The sequence below is a fragment of the Vulcanococcus sp. genome, from assembly GCF_044369115.1.
Taxonomy (GTDB): Bacteria; Cyanobacteriota; Cyanobacteriia; order PCC-6307; family Cyanobiaceae; genus Vulcanococcus.
In genome coordinates this window covers 1-15,740 of record NZ_JBIPMN010000042.1, presented here as the reverse complement: position 1 = coordinate 15,740, position 15,740 = coordinate 1, and the positions used below count along the sequence as shown (strand labels likewise).

The following is a 15,740-nucleotide window of genomic DNA, read 5'->3' as shown; positions in this document are numbered from 1 at the left end:
CTCAAGGCCGACGCGATGGTGTTCGTGGAGGCGGTTGACACCGCCGAAGGCGGCGCCCTGCTGCTGCGCCCGGTTGAGGAATACCGCATCCCCGATGAGGCCCACCTGCCTGAGCTGGGTAGCGTCACCCAGAAAAACGGGCCCAGCCTTGGCCTCAAGGCCACCCAGCGCCTTGCCTTCAAGGACGGCGAGCTGATCAAGAGCGTGGAGGGCGTGGAGCTGCTCAAGACGCAGCTGATCCTCGAAACCCACGACACCACCCCCCAGATGACGGTGGATGTGGAGTCGGTGCCCGACAAGCGTGCCAAGACGATTGATCGTCTGCAGCTGGTGATCCTTGAGAGCCTGCTGGTGCGTCGCGACACCCTGTCGGATGCCAGCCATGGCTCCACCCACACCGAGCTCTCCGTCAACGACGGCGATGCGGTGAAGGCTGGTGATGTGGTGGCCACCACCCAGATCCTCTGCAAGGAAGACGGCGTGCTGGCCCTGCCCGAGCTCATCGATGGTGAGCCGATCCGTCGTCTGATCGTGGAGCGCGCTTCCGACACACGCACCATCGACCTGGGTTCTGCCAAGCCCGAGGTGGCCGTGGGGCAACGCCTGGTGGATGGCGAGCTGCTGGCCAAGGGCGTGGAAGCTCCCTGCTGCGGTCAGGTGGAGGCCGTGAGCGGCAACAGCGTCACCATTCGCATGGGTCGCCCCTACATGGTGTCGCCCGATTCGGTGCTGCACGTGCGCGACGGCGAACTGGTGCAGCGCGGCGACTCCCTGGCCCTGCTGGTGTTTGAACGCCAGAAGACCGGTGACATCGTGCAGGGTCTGCCTCGTATTGAGGAGCTGCTCGAAGCCCGTCGCCCGCGGGAATCGGCTGTGCTCTGCCGCAAGGCCGGCACCGTGGAGATCAAGCAGGGCGAAGACGATGACTCCATCGCCGTCACCGTGATCGAAGGCGACGACGCCATCACTGAGTACCCGATCCTGCTCGGCCGCAACGTGATGGTGAGCGATAGCCAGCAGGTCACTGCCGGTGAACTACTCACCGACGGCCCGATCAACCCCCACGAACTGCTCGAGTGCTTCTTCGAAGATCTGCGTAGCCGCAAGCCCACCCTTGAGGCGGCCATGGAGGCGATCTCCAAGCTGCAGTTCCGCCTGGTGCAGGAAGTGCAGAACGTCTACAAGTCGCAGGGTGTCACCATCGATGACAAGCACATCGAAGTGATCGTGCGCCAGATGACCAGCAAGGTGCGCATCGAGGACGCGGGTGACACCACCCTGTTGCCCGGTGAGCTGATCGAGCTGCGGCAGGTGGAGCAGGTGAACAGCGCCATGGCGATCACCGGTGGTGCTCCCGCCGAGTTCACCCCGGTGCTGCTGGGCATCACCAAGGCCTCCCTCAACACCGACAGCTTCATCTCGGCAGCCTCCTTCCAGGAGACCACCCGCGTGCTCACCGAAGCGGCCATCGAAGGCAAGAGCGACTGGCTGCGCGGTCTCAAGGAGAACGTGATCATCGGTCGCCTGATCCCGGCCGGTACCGGCTTCAGTGGCTTTGAAGAGGAGCTGCGCGCGGAAGCGGGTCCCCATCCCGACATCCTCGATGAGGATGCGATGAACTACCGCCGCATGCAGAACCTCCGCCCCGATTACACGGTGGAGATGCCTGCAGCGCCTGCCCCCGGCAGCGCCGGTGCCCTGCTCGATGATCCCTCCGATGAGGATCTGGAAGCCACCCGCAGCCGCCATGGCATCGAGGCCTCGGCCAGCACCATGGCCGCCTTCACCCGCCCGACGGTGGAAGAAGGTCTGGAAGAGGAGCTGATCGCTGATCCCGCTGCCCTCGAGGGTCTGCAGGAAGAAGGTCTGCTCACCGACGACTGATGACTGATCGTTCCGATGGGTCGATCTGATCCATCGGTTGCCTCACCAGCTCACTCCATCCCGGCCATGATTCAGCCCACGCTCGAGCCCCAGCGGCGTCTCCCCCGCTACGGCTTTCACACCCACACCGAGCGGCTGAATGGCCGGATGGCGATGCTGGGCTTCATCGCCCTGCTGGTGGTGGAAGCGCAGCTCGGCCATGGCCTCCTGGTTTGGTGAGCCAGCCCCTGCTCGGATTGGGGCAGAAGGCACTTGAGGCCTGGGCCCAAGAGCATGGAGAGGCCGCCTTTCGCGGCCGGCAACTGCACGATTGGCTCTACGCCAAAGGTGCACGCCAGCTGGCGGATGTGTCGGTGCTTCCCAAGGGGTTTCGCGAGCGGATGGCGGCCCAGCCGCCGGAAGCTGCCTTCGATTGGATGGGCCGCTCCAGGGAGCTGCACCGCAGCGTGGCGCGTGACGGCACCACCAAGCTGCTGCTCGGTACCCACGACGGTCTGAGCATCGAAACCGTGGGCATTCCGGCGGAAGGCCGGCTCACGGTGTGTGTGAGCTCCCAGGTGGGCTGCCCGATGGCCTGCCGGTTTTGCGCCACTGGTAAGGGCGGCTTGCAGCGCTCGCTTGCCGTGCACGAGATCGTGGATCAGGTGCTGAGCGTGCGCGAGGTGATGGAGCAGCGCCCCAGCCACGTTGTGTTCATGGGCATGGGCGAGCCGCTGCTCAATCTCGAGGCGGTGCTGGCGGCGATCGACTGCCTCTGCACCGATCTGGGCATGGCCCAGCGCCAGATCACCGTGAGCACCGTGGGTGTGCCGCGCACCCTGCCGCGCCTGGCTGAGCTGGCCCTGGAGCGGTTGGGCCGAGCGCAGTTCACCCTGGCGGTGAGCCTGCATGCTCCCGATCAGCGTCTGCGCGAGGAGTTGATCCCCACGGCCCACGCCTATCCCATTGAGGAGCTGCTGGAGGATTGCCGCCGCTATGTGGCGCTCACCGGCCGGCGGGTGAGCTTTGAGTACATCCTGCTTGGCGGGCTCAACGACCAGCCGCGGCACGCTACGGCTCTGGCCCAGCTGCTGCGAGGGTTCCAGAGCCACGTGAATCTGATTCCTTACAACCCGATTGCCGAAGAGGAGTTCCAGCGCCCAACCCCCGCTGCGGTGGATGGCTTCCGCCGGGCTTTGCAAGATCGGCATGTGGCCGTGAGCGTGCGCGCCAGCCGCGGGCTCGATGCCGATGCCGCCTGCGGTCAGTTGCGCCGCCGCCTCGAAGGCAGCCTGGAGCCGGTGCTGGCCCGTTAGGTGGGATCGCGGCTGGGGTCGAAGGCCCCCCGTGCTTCCTGTTCGCCCCAGGGGGCTATGCGCCAGAGGAGCAGGAACGCCGGTGCCGCCGCCGCCACGGTGAACAGAAAAAAACCAGGCCAGCCGGCCCGCTCTGCCACCACGCCGGCCGGGGCCGCCAGGATCGAGCGGCTCAAGGCATAAATCCCAGACAGCAGGGCGTACTGGGTGGCTGAGAAGCGCGGGTTGCACAGGCTCATCAGCAAGGCCACGAATACGGCACCCACCATTCCGCCGCTGATGTTCTCGAGGCTCACCGCGGTGATCAGGCCGCTCACGCCGCCGCCGAAGCGGGCCAGGCCCCAGTAGCTCAGGTTGCCGATCACACCGGTGATGGCAAACAGCCAGAGCGAGCGGTTCATGCCCAACCAGGCGAACAGGCTGCCGCCGATCACGGTGCCCAGCATCGTGGCGCCGATCGCCCAGCCCCCCTGCACCAGCCCGATATCGGCTTCGCTGAACCCTTGCAGCTTGAGGAAGGGGATGGCCATCGCATTGAGCAGCCCATCCGGCCAGCGGTAGAGCAACACGAGCAGCAGCAGCTGCCAGGTGCGGTTGGGGCCTGCGCGATGCATAAACTCCCGCGCAGGCCCGAGCACCGCTTGCCGCAGGCTGGTGACGGCGTGCTCCACCGGCGGCAGCTTCGGGGCACTGAGCGTGAACGGCACCATCGCGGCCACCAGGGCAGCGGCACTGACAAACGCGGCGGGCCAGCCGAAGCGATCCGCCAGCAAGAATCCGCCGGCTCCCACGCTGAGCATGGCGGCGCGATACCCGAGGGCCGCCGCCGCTGCACCGGGGCCCCGCTCGACTTCCGGAAGGAGATCGGTGCGGTAGGCATCCACAGCGATGTCTTGGGTGGCGCTGCAGATCGCCAGTACCAGAGCCACCAGGCCGACGGCAGTGAGTTGGGTGGGATCGCTGCTCGGCCGCAACAGGGCCATGGATGCAATCACAGCCACCAGCAGCAGTTGCATCAGCAGGAGCCAGCCCCGCCGCCGATCTGGCCATGGGATCGGCCAGCGATCCAACAGTGGCGCCCAGAACAACTTGAGGGTGTACGGCAGTTCTGCCAGGGGGATTAGGCCGATCAGTGTGAGGGGGACCCCGCTGGCGGCGAGCCACCCCTGGAGCAGCCGGCTGCCCACCATCAGAGGTGCGCCGCTGGCAACCCCTTCAGCACTCACGGCGATCAGCCGCCGGAGGGTGCCGCCGGAGGGGGGCAGCGCTGGATCCGACGCACCCATGCGGCGTTCTGCAGATTGGCGGCACCTTAGGGGTGGCTTTCGGCGAGGAGAATGACTGCACATCGGCATTGATCTGTGCAGTTCCTGCGTTCCACCCTTTTGCCTGCAGCGATCGTGCTGCTCTTTGGCCTGGCTCTGTTTGCGGTGAGTGCGCGCATCTGGCTGCCGGGCGACATGCTCGCTCCGGCCCCTATCAGCTGACGCGCTCACTCTGCAGATCACGACGGGCCCGGCCCTTACGATCCCCGGCATGACAGGTCCGTTTCCCGAGTTTTCCCAGAGTCCGGCGGATTTAGCGCTGGATCCGGAACTGCTCGCGCGGGAACTGGCTGAAGAGCTGTTAGGCGATCCGCTCGATGAACTCGACGATCCCGCCGTTGCGCTGGCGGATGTGGCGGCGGAATGTGATCTCGGCCTGGAACTGCTGCGCGGCGGCCATGAAGAACGCATGCAGGGTCTGCGCATCTTTTGTGAACATCGCGACCCCCGTGCCCCGGCTCTGCTGGTGCCGTTGCTGGAGGCCAGCTGCCCAATCCTGCGCATGAGCGCGGTGTATGCCCTGGGCCGCAACCCCGATCTTCAGGCGGTGACCCCGCTGCTGGCCCTGCTCCAGAACGACAGCAACGGTTACGTACGCAAGGCGGTGGCCTGGAGCTTGAGCAGCTACCCGGATGCGCCGGTGATGAACCCCCTGATCCGCGCGCTGCAAACCGATATCGCGGCCGTGCGCCTCTGGGCGGCCAGCTCCCTGGCCGATGCCGGTTCCACCGGGTTGGCCAAAGCCGATCAGGCGGCGGGTCAGCTGCTGCAGGCCCTGCGCATCGATAGCGAGGCGGCGGTGCGCAGCAACAGCGCCTGGTCGCTCGGGCGCCTCTATGGCGATCTGGTGGAGCCACGCCAGCTGGAGGTGGTGGAGTCGCTCCTGGGTGCCATGCTCCACGACGCGGATCTGGCGGTGCGGGATGAAGCTCGCCTGGCGCTGGAGCAGCTCGAAGATCCGCTGGTGCTGGAGCGGTTGCACACTCTGGTGAATGAGGGACTGTTGAGCTGAGCCCCGCTTCTGTCGCACGGGGCCGTCAGCTCTTGGGCAACGCGGCTAGCATCCCCAGACCCACGCCCCTGTCCGGGAATGGCTCAACAAACCATCCGCTTTCGGATCCGACCTGACGGCCGGGTTGAAGAGCTGGTGGAAGGCATCACGGGCAGTGGTTGCGAGCAGCTCACCGAGCGGATCGAGGCCCGGCTAGGCAGCGTTCAGCAGCGCCAGGCCACCTCAGAGGCTTTCCAGGCTTCCACTGCCGCGGTGACGCCCGAGCAGACCCAGACCCTTTCTTCGCCGGTCTCCTGATGTCGCACTTCAGCACCGTTAAAACGGAATTGCGTGATCGCGCAGCCCTGATCGACGCTTTGCGCGACCTGGGCCACGATCCAAGCGAAGGTGAACGGCCGGTGCGCGGCTATCGCGGTCAGACTGTGCAAGCGGATCTGGCGGTGCTGGGTGAAGACGGCGGTGACATCGGTTTCCGTTGGAGCCAAGCCAGTGGCAGCTACGAGCTGGTGACCGACCTTGACCTCTGGCGTCAGCCCATTCCGGTGGAGCGTTTCCTCGCCAAGCTCACCCAGCGCTACGCCCTGCGCAGCATCCTTGCGGCCTCCAGCGCTGAAGGCTTTCAGGTGAGCGAGCAGCGCCAGGCTGTCGATGGCTCCATTGAACTGGTGGTTACCCGCTGGGAGTGAGCGTCGATCCTGCGGTTGCCTTCGCAGCCGCTGCAGCGCCGGCGGTCGTTGTTTCAGGACGCGAGCCTGTGCTTGGCGGCGCCTTGCGCCAGAAGGCTGTGTGGGTGGATGAAGCGGTGTGCATCGGCTGCCGCTACTGCACCCATGTGGCTGCCAACACCTTCCTGGTGGAGGAAGACTGGGGTCGCTCCCGCGCCATCCGCCAGGACGGCGACAGCACAGAGCGGATCCAGGAAGCCATCGACACCTGCCCTGTGGATTGCATTCATTGGGTGAGTTATGAGGAGTTGCCGGCCCTCGAGGAGCAGACCCGCCATCAGGAATTGCAGCCGCTGGGCCTGCCGACACCATCGCGGCCGCGGCGCACCCTGCCCCGCGCTCAAGGCTGATGCTGCCGGTTCGCCGCTTCGGCCGCACGGAGCTGCCGATGCCCGTGCTCTCCCTGGGGGGGATGCGCTTTCAGCAGAGCTGGAACGATCTTCCCACCGATCAGATCAGCACTGAGAGCCAGGCCAACCTGCGCGCCACTCTGGAGGCGGCGGTGGCCGCGGGATTTCGGCACGTGGAAACCGCGCGGCACTACGGCAGCTCTGAGCGTCAGCTGGGCGGGTTGCTGCCCCAGGTGCCCGACCCCGGCCGCATCCTGCAAACCAAGGTGCCGCCGCAGGCCGATCCCGCGGCCTTTGAAGCCGAACTGCGCCTGAGCTTTGAGCGGCTGGGGGTGCAGCGGGTGGATTTGCTGGCCATCCATGGTCTCAACCTGCCGGAGCATCTCGAGCAGACGCTGCGGCCTGGGGGCTGTTTGGAGGTGGTGCGGCGCTGGCAGGCGGAGGGCCGCGTGGGTTCGGTGGGCTTCTCCACCCATGGCCCGCTGCCGCTGATCGTGGAGGCGATCAACAGCGGCGCATTTGATTATGTGAACCTCCATTGGTATTTCATCCGCCAGGACAATCGCCCGGCAATTGAGGCGGCAATCGCCCAGGACATGGGCGTTTTCGTGATCAGCCCCACCGATAAAGGTGGCCATTTGCACACGCCATCACCGCTGCTGCGTGAGCTGTGTACCCCGCTGCATCCGATCGTGTTCAACGATCTCTTTTGCCTCAGCGCTCCAGGCATTCACACCATCAGCGTGGGTGCGGCGCGGCCGGAGGATCTGGCGTTGCATCTGCAGGCGGTGCAGCTGCTCCCCCAGGCAGCGCAGCTGTTGTCCCCGATCGTGGCCCGGCTGGAGCAGGTGCGCCGCGAGGTGCTGGGCGAGGCCTGGCTGGCCAGCTGGCAGCAGGGTTTGCCCGCCTGGCAGGACACCCCGGGGCAGATCAACCTGCCCACCCTGCTGTGGTTGCACAACTTGCTGGAGGCCTGGGGGCTGGAGGGTTATGCCAAAGCCCGCTATGGGTTGCTGGGGGCTGGTAGCCATTGGTTCCCCGGCGCCAACGCCGATGCCCTCGATCACAGCGTGAGCGAAGCCGAGCTGAAGCAGGTGCTTGCCGCCAGCCCCTGGGTGGATCAGATCCCGCAGTTGCTCAGGAATCTGCGACGTCGGGTGGGCGGCACGGCGACGCGCCGGCTGATGGCCAGCTGAATCCGGCTCAAGCCGCTCCGCTGCTCTGGCCGAGGGGGAATTTGCTGGGGATGCCCACGGCGCGGGGGTAGCCCTTGGGGCAAGGGGCGTTGGCGGCAACGAACAGGGCGGTGCGCTGGCCACGCCCGGCGGGCAGCTCCCGTTGTTCGTTGCCCAAGATGTCAGCCCGCAGCAGCTGCAGGGCGCGCTCCAGGTCGCCTTGGTCGTTCGCCGTCCACTGGCCGCGGTAGAGCAGGGCCTGGCCGCCAGGCTTCAGCAGGGGCACCAGGTATTCCGCCACCACAGGTGCGGCCGCCACGGCGCGCGCCATGGCCAGATCGAACTGGCCGCGGCATTGGCCATGGCGGCCGGTGAGTTCGACCCGCTCGCAACGCAGGTGCACCCGATCCGCCAATCCCAGGGCCGCGGCCATCGCCTGCACGGCCTGGGTTTTGCGTCCCACCGAATCCACCAGGGTGAGCTGTGCCTGCGGCAGGGCAATCGCCACCGCCAGCCCCGGGAAGCCTCCGCCGGTGCCCACATCGATGCAGCGGAGCGGCGCCTGGGCTTGTTCACTGAGCAGCTGCCGCAACGGCCAGAGGCTGTCGAACACCTGGGCGATCCAGAAGTCATCGCCCTCCACCAGGCGGGTGAGGTTCACGCGGCTGTTCCAGCTGCGCAGTTCCTCCTGCAGTTGCAGCAGCTGCTGCAACTGCTCGGGGCTCGGCTGCCAGCCCAGCTCCTGCCAGAGGGCGGTGTCGGGTGTGGCAGCGGGCATCCCCTCGGGCGGCGTTGTCTCCTGCTCTCTAGGATCCCCCACACCCGGTGCCCGGCTGGTGGCAGCTGCCAATCACTACGAGCTGCTGCAGATCGCCCAGGATGCGTCGCCGCAGGAGCTGCGCCAGGCCTTTCGCCGGCTGAGCAAGCGCTACCACCCCGACACCACTGAGCTGCCGGCAGGGCAAGCCGAGGAGGCATTCCGCCAGCTGCAGCTGGCCTATCTCACCCTGAGCGATCCTGAGCGGCGTCGGGTTTACGACCACAGCCTCGTCAAGCCCGCACCCCCTCCCGTTCGGCCGGTGCGCCTGGCCGTGCCCCAACCGGCGCCGGTGCGGCGGGCGCTGTCCGGCGGTGAATGGTTCGCTCTGTTGCTGCTGGGGCTGGCGGTGGTGTTCAGCCTGGTGCTGGGGGTGGGCTTGGCCTGGGCCCGTGGCACCGAGTTGTTGCGGGAGCCCAGCTGGTGGCCGGGCGGCGAGCAGACTGCTCAGACTTTGCCCTTCACTGCTGCGGATGTCGTCCCTGCCGCCCCCTCAGGCGCCGCTGTACAACCATCCGCTGCCGGCACTTGAGCAGTGGCTGAGGGATCTGGGCGCCGTGCAGCACGGGCCCCATTCCTGCATCTGGGATTTGGAGCTTGGGGGCTGGAACGCTCAGATCGAGCTGGAGGTGGAGGAGCTGAGCATCCGCTGGAACGCCTCTGAGGCACCGGTGGAGCGCCACTTCCCCTATGGCTTCAGCCGAGCCGATGTGGAAGCGGCAATTCTCGCTGGACCCTGACGCTCTCCTGACAGGAGCGCTGATCGCCGCCAGCATGGGAAAACGATCGCGGGGACTGATGGACAGCACCTCCCACCGCCAGCCGCAGGTGTCGAACCGCTTCCTGCAGCCCGAGCAGCTCGCCCCACCCCAGGCCGGCCGCGCCTGGAGCCTCACAGAGGTGTTTGCCGAAGGGCAGTGGCAGAGCTTGCGGGTGCAGCTTGAAGCGCGAGGCTGGAATGCGATGCAGATCGAGCAGATCCACGATCAATTACGGCAGGGCTGGCCCCTGGCGCTGGCTGAAAACAATGTGGCGGTGCTCAGCGGTCACTGCCCGATCAAGGCGCGCCGCATGCACTGATGCGATCCTGTGAGCCTCAGAGCTTGCGTTTGCACACTTCGCTGCGCTCTTCTCCCTGGGTGGAGAAGGGGCCGCAGCTGAACCAGCGCACCATTGAGATCTCGATGTCGGTGAACAGCACGAGGATGCCGGTGCAAAGAGCCGCGACGGCTGCGCTGATTGCAACGTGAGAGCCTTTCATGCACCGGGGCATGTCATGCCTGGAGCTTATGGGATAGCTCCAGCTCCTGCCATTGCTCACGCAGGCTCTTGGGGTTGATCGCCTCTAGGGGCGACAGGCAGCCAAGCATCGGCACGCCCCCCAGCTGCTCGAGGGTGATCAGGTTGTTGGGATGGGCCGGGCCATTGAGCAGCACCCCCACCACCGGGATCTGCCGCTGGCGCAGCGCCTCAAGGGATAGCAGTGTGTGGTTGAGGGTGCCCAGGCCACTGCGCGCCACCAGCAGCACCGGGAGCTGCCAGCGCTGGATCTGCTCAATCTGCAGCAGATCGAGGCGAAGGGGCACCAGCAAGCCACCCGCGGTTTCCACCACCAGTGGCCCTTCGTGGGGCGGCAGCTGCAGCCGCTCGGGATCCAGCGGAGGGCCGGGCTGCTCAGGATCACCGCTCTCCAGGGCACTGGCCCAGTGGGGTGAAACCGGCGCCGCCAGCCGGTAGGACTCCGGGATGATCCGTTCAGCCGGAAGGTCCAGCCAGCGCTGCACCCGGTCGCGATCGCCTTCGCCGTCCTCGAGGCCGCATTGCACCGGCTTCCAGTAGTGGGCCCCGAGGCCCTGCACCAGCAGGGCGCTCGCCACGGTTTTGCCTACCTCGGTGTCGGTGCCGCACACCACCAGGCGGTTGGTCATCGTTTTTGCCCCACCAAAACCAGCACCTCCCACACGATGGCGTGCTCCGGGCCGGGCCAGTGGTGGATCAGCCGCCGCAGCGCACCGGGCTGCTGGCGGGCAGCGGGGCTGGCCTGGGCGCCGATGGCTTTGATCTGATGCAGAAAGGCCCTGGCGCCTTGGTTGGGGCGGCTGAAGCGCAGCAGCTGGCTCTGGTGCAGCTGCAGAGCCCCGGCGGCGCGCTCCTGTAGCTCGAGAGCATCCGGCAAGGGCAGGGCTGTGCAGGGCACGCCAGCGGCGTCGGCTGCCTGGTGCCAGATGCGGAAGCTGCTGCGGCAGGGCACCGCCAGTAATAGAGCTCCGCCGGGCCGGAGGGCCTCGCACCAGTGGTGCAGCTTCTGCTCGGGCTTCTCCAGCCACTGCAGCGCAAAGCTGGAGGCCAGTAGCCCCGCACCCTTCAGCTCCTCTGGCAGGCCCTGGTTGAGGTTCCACAGGCGTTGCAGCCCGTGCTCCGGCGGCTGCTCTTGCTCCATTAGCGACCCACAGGCATCCAGGCGCAGCAGCGAGGGCCCGCCCAGCTCGGCTTCGATGGCGCGGGCGAGCAGGCCGCTGCCGGCGCCGAGATCGGCGCGCGGCCCGGGGGGCAGATGGCTGGCCAGAGGGCGTGCCAGGCCTGCCAGCCTGGTGGCCACGGCGGCCTGAAGGCTGGCGCTGCGCTGGTAGGTGCTGGCTCCGAGGCTGAAACAGCGCTCGACCTTGGCGCTGAAGGGCGGCTCAGGGCTGTTCATCGGCGATCCAATCCAGCACCCGTGCCGCCAGCGCGGGATCGAGCAGGCAGTGGCCAGCCGGTTCAAGGCTCCACACCTGGGCCTGGGGAAGCTGCTCGCGCAGGGCGGCGCGGCTGGCAAGGTGCACGATTTGGTCGTCGGCCGCTTCCACGATCAAGGCCCTGGCCCCTTCTGGGTAACCAGGCGGAAGCCCCGCCCTGTGCTCAAGTAGCTCCAGATCCTGCAACAAGCGTTCGCGCCCGTTGGCCGTGATGCCGTGCTCCAGCGGCCCCAGCGGCAGGGCTGAAGGCGGGAAGGGTGCTGCCGCTTCCCGCAAGAAATCCCGCAGCAACGCGGTGGTGTCGCCGCTTGTGATCCGCTCGCCCATGGCTTGGAGGGCCGCGCGGATGCTGCGCCCCTGCCGCCCGGGTGGGACAAACGCCGTGAAGCTGGCCAGCCAAACCGCCGTTGTGGCCTCCTGCCACACTTCAGCCGGCAGCAGATGAGGGCCCATCGAATGGCCGATCACCACGCGCTGCTGGGCCTGGGCATTCCAGCTGGGTTGCTCGGGCGGCAGGTTGCCGTAGCCGCGTTCTGCGGTGCTGAAGCACCAGCCGCGGGCGGCGGCAAGCTCGGCCCAGGGCTGCCAGGCACCGCTGTCGCCCGCCCAACCATGCAAGGCGATCAGCTGGGTGGTGAAAGCCCCCTGGCTCATGGCGATCCCAACGCGCTGATCAGTAACTCCAGGGTGCCCAGCGGCAGATCGTGGCGCAGCACCAGCCGTAGCCGGGCCGTGCCCGCCGGCACGGTGGGGGGGCGGATCGCCACGCTGAGCAGTCCGGCTCGCTCCAGTTGCTGCTGCAGCGCCAGGGCGTCTTGGTTATCCCCCACCAGCAGCGGCAGGATCGGTCCTTGCCCGGGTGGCCGCGGCCACCCCGCCGCCGCCAACCGGTTGCGCCAGCGCTCGGCGCGATCCAGCAGTTGGCTGGCGCACTCAGGCTTCTCTTGGATCCTCGCCAGGGCCGCAAGAGCTGCTGCGGCTAGGGGTGGAGCCAGGGCTGTTGTGTAGCGGTAAGGGCCGGAGTGCTGCAGGAGCCATTCCCCCACCAGCCCATCGCCCGCCAGAAAGGCGCCGCCGCTGCCAAAGGCTTTGCCGAAGGTGCCGCTGATCAGGCTCACGCCTGCCAGGCCGTAGCCAAGGCCGCGGCCGCCGGGGCCCAGCACACCCAGGGCATGGGCTTCATCCAGCAGCAGGGCGGCTTCGTAGCGCTGGCACAGCGCACTGAGCCGGGCGGCATCGGGGGAGGTGCCCTCCATTGAGAACAGGCTTTCGCTGATCACCAGCAGCCGGCGTTGGGGTTGATCGCGGCGGGTCTGCTGCAGGCGATGTTCCAGCGCGTCGAGCTGGTTGTTGGCGAAGCGCTGCAACCGCGCGCCGCTGGCGCGAACGCCTACCAGCAACGAGTGATGGATTAGCCGATCGGCTAACACCAGGGTGTGGCGATCGGCCAGGGCCTGAACCGCCGCCAGGTTGGCCTGAAAGCCGCTGGGGAAGAGCAACACCCGCTCGCGATCCAGCCAGACCGCCAGGGCTTGTTCGAGCTGCTCATGCACGCTGCGCCCACCGCTCACCAGGCGCGACGCACCGGCACCGACGCCTTCGCGCTGCATGGCCAGGCTGGCGGCCTCCACCAGGGCAGGGTGCGCGGCCAGGCCTAGGTAATCGTTGCTGGCCAGATCCAGCAGGGGCGGGCTGCCTGGGGCTGTGCCCTGCAGACCAGCGTCGCCGGAGGGCCGCCAGCTGCGCGGCATGCGGCGCCGGTCGGCGGGGAGTTGCTCGAGATCGTCCGCCAGAGGCACACGCCAGGACATCTCTGAGCCGGTGGCGTGAGCCTGGGCCAAGCCCGCTGCTGCGCTGTGTGCGCTCAGTCTGCCGCTGTGCTGGTGCCCATAGGATCTGCTAATGGCAAGCAACACCCAGGCCTCTGACGCCGCGGCGTCCCCCGGCGCCGGATCTGGGGTTGTTCCGCCACTCGAGACCCTCTTCCCCTTCCCGCTCGATGGCTTCCAGCTGGAGGCGATCGATGCCCTCAATCAGGGCCATTCGGTGGTGGTGAGTGCCCCCACCGGCTCGGGCAAAACCCTGGTGGGCGAATACGCGATTCATCGCGCCCTGGCTCACGGGCGCAAGGTGTTTTACACAACCCCGCTCAAGGCGCTCTCCAACCAAAAACTGCGCGATTTCCGCGAGCAGTTCGGCTCCGAGCGGGTGGGCTTGATGACCGGTGATCTCACGGTGAACCGTGAGGCTTCGGTGGTGGTGATGACCACCGAGATCTTCCGCAACATGCTCTACGCGGAAGCCGATCAGGGCGACGACCCGCTCGAAGATGTTGAAGCGGTGGTACTCGATGAGTGCCACTACATGAACGACTCCCAGCGCGGCACCGTGTGGGAGGAATCGATCATTCACTGCCCGCCGGTGGTGCAGCTGGTGGCGCTGTCGGCCACGGTGGCCAACGCCGGACAGCTCACCGACTGGATCGAGCGGGTGCATGGCCCCACCCAGCTGGTGATGAGCGACTTCCGGCCCGTGCCGCTCGCCTTCAGCTTCTGCAGTGCCAAAGGGCTGCATCCGCTGCTCAACGATGAGGGCACCGACCTGCACCCCAATTGCAAGGTGTGGCGCGCCCCGAAGGGCAACAAGCGCAAAGGTCCGAAAACCCCGAAGCCGCCCCAGCCGGAAGCGCCGCCCCTGGGGTTTGTGGTGGCTCAGATGGCCGAGCGGGAGATGCTCCCGGCGATCTACTTCATCTTCAGTCGCCGCGGCTGCGATAAGGCGGTGCGGGATCTGGGCAAGGTGTGCCTGGTGACGCCGGAGGAGCAGGCCCGCATCGCCGCTCGCCTCGAGGCGTTCATGGCGGCCACCCCGGAAGCTGTTCGCGATGGCGGCCACGACGAGGCCCTGCTGCGGGGCATCGCCGCCCACCACGCCGGGGTGCTGCCCGCCTGGAAGGAGCTGATCGAGGAGCTGTTCCAGCAGGGGTTGGTGAAGGTGGTGTTCGCCACCGAAACCTTGGCGGCGGGCATCAACATGCCGGCCCGCAGCACCGTGATCTCAGCGCTCTCCAAGCGCACGGAGCGGGGGCATCGGCCCCTGATGGGCAGTGAGTTTCTGCAGATGGCTGGCCGGGCCGGCCGCCGCGGCCTCGATACCCAGGGCTATGTGGTGACGGTGCAGAGCCGCTTTGAAGGGGTGCGTGAAGCGGGGCAGCTGGCTACGGCTCCCGCCGATCCGCTGGTGAGCCAGTTCACCCCCAGCTACGGCATGGTGCTCAACCTGCTGCAGCGCTACGACCTCACCAAGGCGCGTGAGCTGGTGGAACGCAGCTTTGGGCGCTATCTGGCCACGCTCGATCTGGCTGACGACGAAGCGCGGATCGCCGAACTGCGTGCGCAGCTCAGCCATCTCAGTGAAGAGGCGGTGGAGGTGGCCTGGGACGACTTCGAGGACTACGAGAAGCAGCGCGGCCGGCTGCGGGAGGAGCGGCGGCTGCTTCGGATCCTGCAGCAGCAGGCCGAGGAAACCCTCGCCCATGAACTCACCCTGGCGCTCCGCTTCGCCAGTGAAGGCGCCTTGGTGAGCCTGAAGGCGCCGGTGTTGCGGGGGCGGGTCACGCCGGCGGTGATCGTGGAGAAGGTGGAGGGCCCGGGCCAGTTCCCGCTGCTGCTCTGCCTCACCGACGAGAACGTGTGGGTGTTGGTGCCCTGCACGGCGGTGGTGAGCCTGCACGCCGAGCTCAGCTGCCTGCAGGTGAAGGAGATTGCGGCGCCGGAGTTGCACCGCGCTGGTGAGCTGCGCCACGGCGATCAGGCCAGCGGCGGCTTGGCCCTGGCCGTAGCTCACATGGCCCGTCGCCACGACATGACCACCCCGCAGTACGACCTGGCCGGTGAGGTGCAGGCCCAGGCCCATCTGGTGCGGGAGTTGGAGCTGGCGCTCGAGCTGCATCCAGCCCACCGCGCCGGCGATCGCAAGAAGCTGCGCAAGCAGCGCTTCCGGATTGAGGAGCTGGAGGCGGAGATCGAGGAGCGGCAGCGCCTCCTGCATTTCCGCGCCAACCGCCATTGGGACACCGTCCTGGCGTTGATCGAGATCCTGCGCCATTTCGGCTGCCTGGCCGGCGAGGAGGGGCTGGAGCCCACCGAGATCGGCCGCACCGTGGGGGCGCTGCGGGGCGACAACGAGCTCTGGTTGGGGCTGGCGCTGATGAGCGGCCACCTCGATGAGCTGGCGCCTGCCGATCTGGCGGCGGTGTTTGAGGCGATCTCCACCGAGGTGAACCGCCCGGATCTGTGGAGTGGCTTCCCCCCCTCGCCGGCCTCAGAGGAGGCCCTCCACGATCTACGCGGCATCCGGCGTGAGCTGCAGCGCCAGCAGGAGCGGGCCTCGGTGGTGATGCCCTTGTGGTTCGAGCCGGAG

20 protein-coding genes are annotated in these 15,740 nt (G+C 67.4%); 13 read left to right on the top strand and 7 right to left on the bottom strand.

Annotation, left to right across the window (positions count from 1 at the left end):
- From ACIQ2E_RS04750 to rlmN, 3 genes are all read left to right on the top strand, one after another.
- Window positions 1-1,884 (top strand): DNA-directed RNA polymerase subunit beta'' (locus ACIQ2E_RS04750; RefSeq protein ID WP_398326922.1); only part of this gene is annotated, 1,884 nt, incomplete at its 5' end.
- A gap of 66 nt (window positions 1,885-1,950) precedes the next feature.
- A complete protein-coding gene (locus ACIQ2E_RS04745; protein WP_398326919.1) occupies window positions 1,951-2,103 on the top strand; it encodes a high light inducible protein in 153 nt (50 codons plus the stop codon).
- Window positions 2,100-3,179: a 23S rRNA (adenine(2503)-C(2))-methyltransferase RlmN gene (gene rlmN, locus ACIQ2E_RS04740; protein WP_398326916.1), complete on the top strand. Its 1,080-nt coding sequence runs from the start codon at window positions 2,100-2,102 to the stop codon at window positions 3,177-3,179. Before ACIQ2E_RS04745 ends, rlmN begins: the two co-directional genes overlap by 4 nt.
- Here rlmN and ACIQ2E_RS04735 read toward each other — a convergent pair.
- Window positions 3,176-4,465, bottom strand: coding sequence for an AmpG family muropeptide MFS transporter (locus tag ACIQ2E_RS04735; protein ID WP_398326913.1), 1,290 nt, complete (start codon window positions 4,463-4,465; stop codon window positions 3,176-3,178). The genes rlmN and ACIQ2E_RS04735 overlap by 4 nt on opposite strands.
- Window positions 4,466-4,540: 75 nt before the next feature.
- Here ACIQ2E_RS04735 and ACIQ2E_RS04730 point away from each other — a divergent pair, with 75 nt between their 5' ends.
- The 6 genes from ACIQ2E_RS04730 to ACIQ2E_RS04705 all read left to right on the top strand — a co-directional run bounded on the left by ACIQ2E_RS04730 (window position 4,541) and on the right by ACIQ2E_RS04705 (window position 7,787).
- Window positions 4,541-4,666 carry a hypothetical protein gene (locus tag ACIQ2E_RS04730; protein ID WP_398326910.1) on the top strand — a complete coding sequence of 42 codons (126 nt, stop codon included), beginning with the start codon at window positions 4,541-4,543 and terminating at the stop codon, window positions 4,664-4,666.
- Window positions 4,667-4,715: 49 nt separating this feature from the next.
- On the top strand, window positions 4,716-5,516 hold the full coding sequence (locus ACIQ2E_RS04725; protein WP_398326907.1) for a HEAT repeat domain-containing protein: 801 nt from the start codon (window positions 4,716-4,718) through the stop codon (window positions 5,514-5,516).
- 78 nt (window positions 5,517-5,594) lie between these two features.
- Window positions 5,595-5,813 carry a DUF2997 domain-containing protein gene (locus ACIQ2E_RS04720; protein WP_398326904.1) on the top strand — a complete coding sequence of 73 codons (219 nt, stop codon included), beginning with the start codon at window positions 5,595-5,597 and terminating at the stop codon, window positions 5,811-5,813.
- Complete coding sequence (locus ACIQ2E_RS04715; protein WP_398326901.1) at window positions 5,813-6,202, top strand: DUF1257 domain-containing protein; 390 nt, start codon at window positions 5,813-5,815, stop codon at window positions 6,200-6,202. Before ACIQ2E_RS04720 ends, ACIQ2E_RS04715 begins: the two co-directional genes overlap by 1 nt.
- Window positions 6,199-6,591 carry a ferredoxin gene (locus tag ACIQ2E_RS04710; protein WP_398326898.1) on the top strand — a complete coding sequence of 131 codons (393 nt, stop codon included), beginning with the start codon at window positions 6,199-6,201 and terminating at the stop codon, window positions 6,589-6,591. Before ACIQ2E_RS04715 ends, ACIQ2E_RS04710 begins: the two co-directional genes overlap by 4 nt.
- Complete coding sequence (locus ACIQ2E_RS04705) at window positions 6,591-7,787, top strand: aldo/keto reductase (RefSeq protein WP_398326895.1); 1,197 nt, start codon at window positions 6,591-6,593, stop codon at window positions 7,785-7,787. The genes ACIQ2E_RS04710 and ACIQ2E_RS04705 overlap by 1 nt, the downstream gene beginning before the upstream one ends.
- A gap of 7 nt (window positions 7,788-7,794) precedes the next feature.
- Here ACIQ2E_RS04705 and rsmG read toward each other — a convergent pair whose 3' ends face one another.
- On the bottom strand, window positions 7,795-8,544 hold the full coding sequence (rsmG, locus tag ACIQ2E_RS04700; protein WP_398326892.1) for a 16S rRNA (guanine(527)-N(7))-methyltransferase RsmG: 750 nt from the start codon (window positions 8,542-8,544) through the stop codon (window positions 7,795-7,797).
- 58 nt (window positions 8,545-8,602) lie between these two features.
- On the opposite strand from rsmG, the gene ACIQ2E_RS04695 reads away from it, so the two are divergent.
- Genes ACIQ2E_RS04695 through ACIQ2E_RS04685 form a run of 3 tightly spaced genes read left to right on the top strand, consistent with a single transcriptional unit; the run spans window position 8,603 to window position 9,663 of the window.
- A complete protein-coding gene (locus tag ACIQ2E_RS04695) occupies window positions 8,603-9,115 on the top strand; it encodes a J domain-containing protein (RefSeq protein WP_398326889.1) in 513 nt (170 codons plus the stop codon).
- Window positions 9,057-9,323: a DUF3143 domain-containing protein gene (locus tag ACIQ2E_RS04690; RefSeq protein ID WP_398326888.1), complete on the top strand. Its 267-nt coding sequence runs from the start codon at window positions 9,057-9,059 to the stop codon at window positions 9,321-9,323. Before ACIQ2E_RS04695 ends, ACIQ2E_RS04690 begins: the two co-directional genes overlap by 59 nt.
- A 58-nt stretch (window positions 9,324-9,381) precedes the next feature.
- Window positions 9,382-9,663: a hypothetical protein gene (locus ACIQ2E_RS04685; protein WP_398326887.1), complete on the top strand. Its 282-nt coding sequence runs from the start codon at window positions 9,382-9,384 to the stop codon at window positions 9,661-9,663.
- 16 nt (window positions 9,664-9,679) lie between these two features.
- Here the strand turns inward: ACIQ2E_RS04685 and ACIQ2E_RS04680 are convergent, their stop codons facing one another.
- Genes ACIQ2E_RS04680 through ACIQ2E_RS04660 form a run of 5 tightly spaced genes read right to left on the bottom strand, consistent with a single transcriptional unit; the run spans window position 9,680 to window position 13,129 of the window.
- A complete protein-coding gene (locus ACIQ2E_RS04680) occupies window positions 9,680-9,844 on the bottom strand; it encodes a hypothetical protein (RefSeq protein ID WP_398326884.1) in 165 nt (54 codons plus the stop codon).
- Window positions 9,845-9,857: 13 nt separating this feature from the next.
- Window positions 9,858-10,511 carry a dethiobiotin synthase gene (bioD, locus tag ACIQ2E_RS04675; protein ID WP_398326882.1) on the bottom strand — a complete coding sequence of 218 codons (654 nt, stop codon included), beginning with the start codon at window positions 10,509-10,511 and terminating at the stop codon, window positions 9,858-9,860.
- Window positions 10,508-11,278 carry an SAM-dependent methyltransferase gene (locus tag ACIQ2E_RS04670; protein ID WP_398326879.1) on the bottom strand — a complete coding sequence of 257 codons (771 nt, stop codon included), beginning with the start codon at window positions 11,276-11,278 and terminating at the stop codon, window positions 10,508-10,510. The genes bioD and ACIQ2E_RS04670 overlap by 4 nt, the downstream gene beginning before the upstream one ends.
- Window positions 11,265-11,972: an alpha/beta fold hydrolase gene (locus ACIQ2E_RS04665; protein ID WP_398326876.1), complete on the bottom strand. Its 708-nt coding sequence runs from the start codon at window positions 11,970-11,972 to the stop codon at window positions 11,265-11,267. Before ACIQ2E_RS04665 ends, ACIQ2E_RS04670 begins: the two co-directional genes overlap by 14 nt.
- The gene (locus ACIQ2E_RS04660; RefSeq protein WP_398326873.1) at window positions 11,969-13,129 is read right to left on the bottom strand and encodes an aminotransferase class I/II-fold pyridoxal phosphate-dependent enzyme; all 1,161 of its coding nucleotides are present in this window, start codon (window positions 13,127-13,129) and stop codon (window positions 11,969-11,971) included. The genes ACIQ2E_RS04665 and ACIQ2E_RS04660 overlap by 4 nt, the downstream gene beginning before the upstream one ends.
- A gap of 91 nt (window positions 13,130-13,220) precedes the next feature.
- Between ACIQ2E_RS04660 and ACIQ2E_RS04655 the strand changes: the two genes are divergently transcribed.
- The coding region (locus tag ACIQ2E_RS04655) for a DEAD/DEAH box helicase (RefSeq protein ID WP_398326870.1) at window positions 13,221-15,740 on the top strand (2,520 nt) is incomplete at its 3' end.

Coding starts and splice junctions, on each gene's coding strand:
- ACIQ2E_RS04745 (WP_398326919.1), top strand. CDS start 1,951: ATGATTCAGCCCACGCTCGAGCCCCAGCGGCGTCTCCCCCGCTACGGC.
- ACIQ2E_RS04735 (WP_398326913.1), bottom strand. CDS start 4,465: ATGGGTGCGTCGGATCCAGCGCTGCCCCCCTCCGGCGGCACCCTCCGG.
- ACIQ2E_RS04725 (WP_398326907.1), top strand. CDS start 4,716: ATGACAGGTCCGTTTCCCGAGTTTTCCCAGAGTCCGGCGGATTTAGCG.
- ACIQ2E_RS04720 (WP_398326904.1), top strand. CDS start 5,595: ATGGCTCAACAAACCATCCGCTTTCGGATCCGACCTGACGGCCGGGTT.
- ACIQ2E_RS04715 (WP_398326901.1), top strand. CDS start 5,813: ATGTCGCACTTCAGCACCGTTAAAACGGAATTGCGTGATCGCGCAGCC.
- ACIQ2E_RS04705 (WP_398326895.1), top strand. CDS start 6,591: ATGCTGCCGGTTCGCCGCTTCGGCCGCACGGAGCTGCCGATGCCCGTG.
- rsmG (WP_398326892.1), bottom strand. CDS start 8,544: ATGCCCGCTGCCACACCCGACACCGCCCTCTGGCAGGAGCTGGGCTGG.
- ACIQ2E_RS04690 (WP_398326888.1), top strand. CDS start 9,057: ATGTCGTCCCTGCCGCCCCCTCAGGCGCCGCTGTACAACCATCCGCTG.
- ACIQ2E_RS04685 (WP_398326887.1), top strand. CDS start 9,382: ATGGACAGCACCTCCCACCGCCAGCCGCAGGTGTCGAACCGCTTCCTG.
- ACIQ2E_RS04680 (WP_398326884.1), bottom strand. CDS start 9,844: ATGAAAGGCTCTCACGTTGCAATCAGCGCAGCCGTCGCGGCTCTTTGC.
- bioD (WP_398326882.1), bottom strand. CDS start 10,511: ATGACCAACCGCCTGGTGGTGTGCGGCACCGACACCGAGGTAGGCAAA.
- ACIQ2E_RS04670 (WP_398326879.1), bottom strand. CDS start 11,278: ATGAACAGCCCTGAGCCGCCCTTCAGCGCCAAGGTCGAGCGCTGTTTC.
- ACIQ2E_RS04665 (WP_398326876.1), bottom strand. CDS start 11,972: ATGAGCCAGGGGGCTTTCACCACCCAGCTGATCGCCTTGCATGGTTGG.
- ACIQ2E_RS04660 (WP_398326873.1), bottom strand. CDS start 13,129: ATGTCCTGGCGTGTGCCTCTGGCGGACGATCTCGAGCAACTCCCCGCC.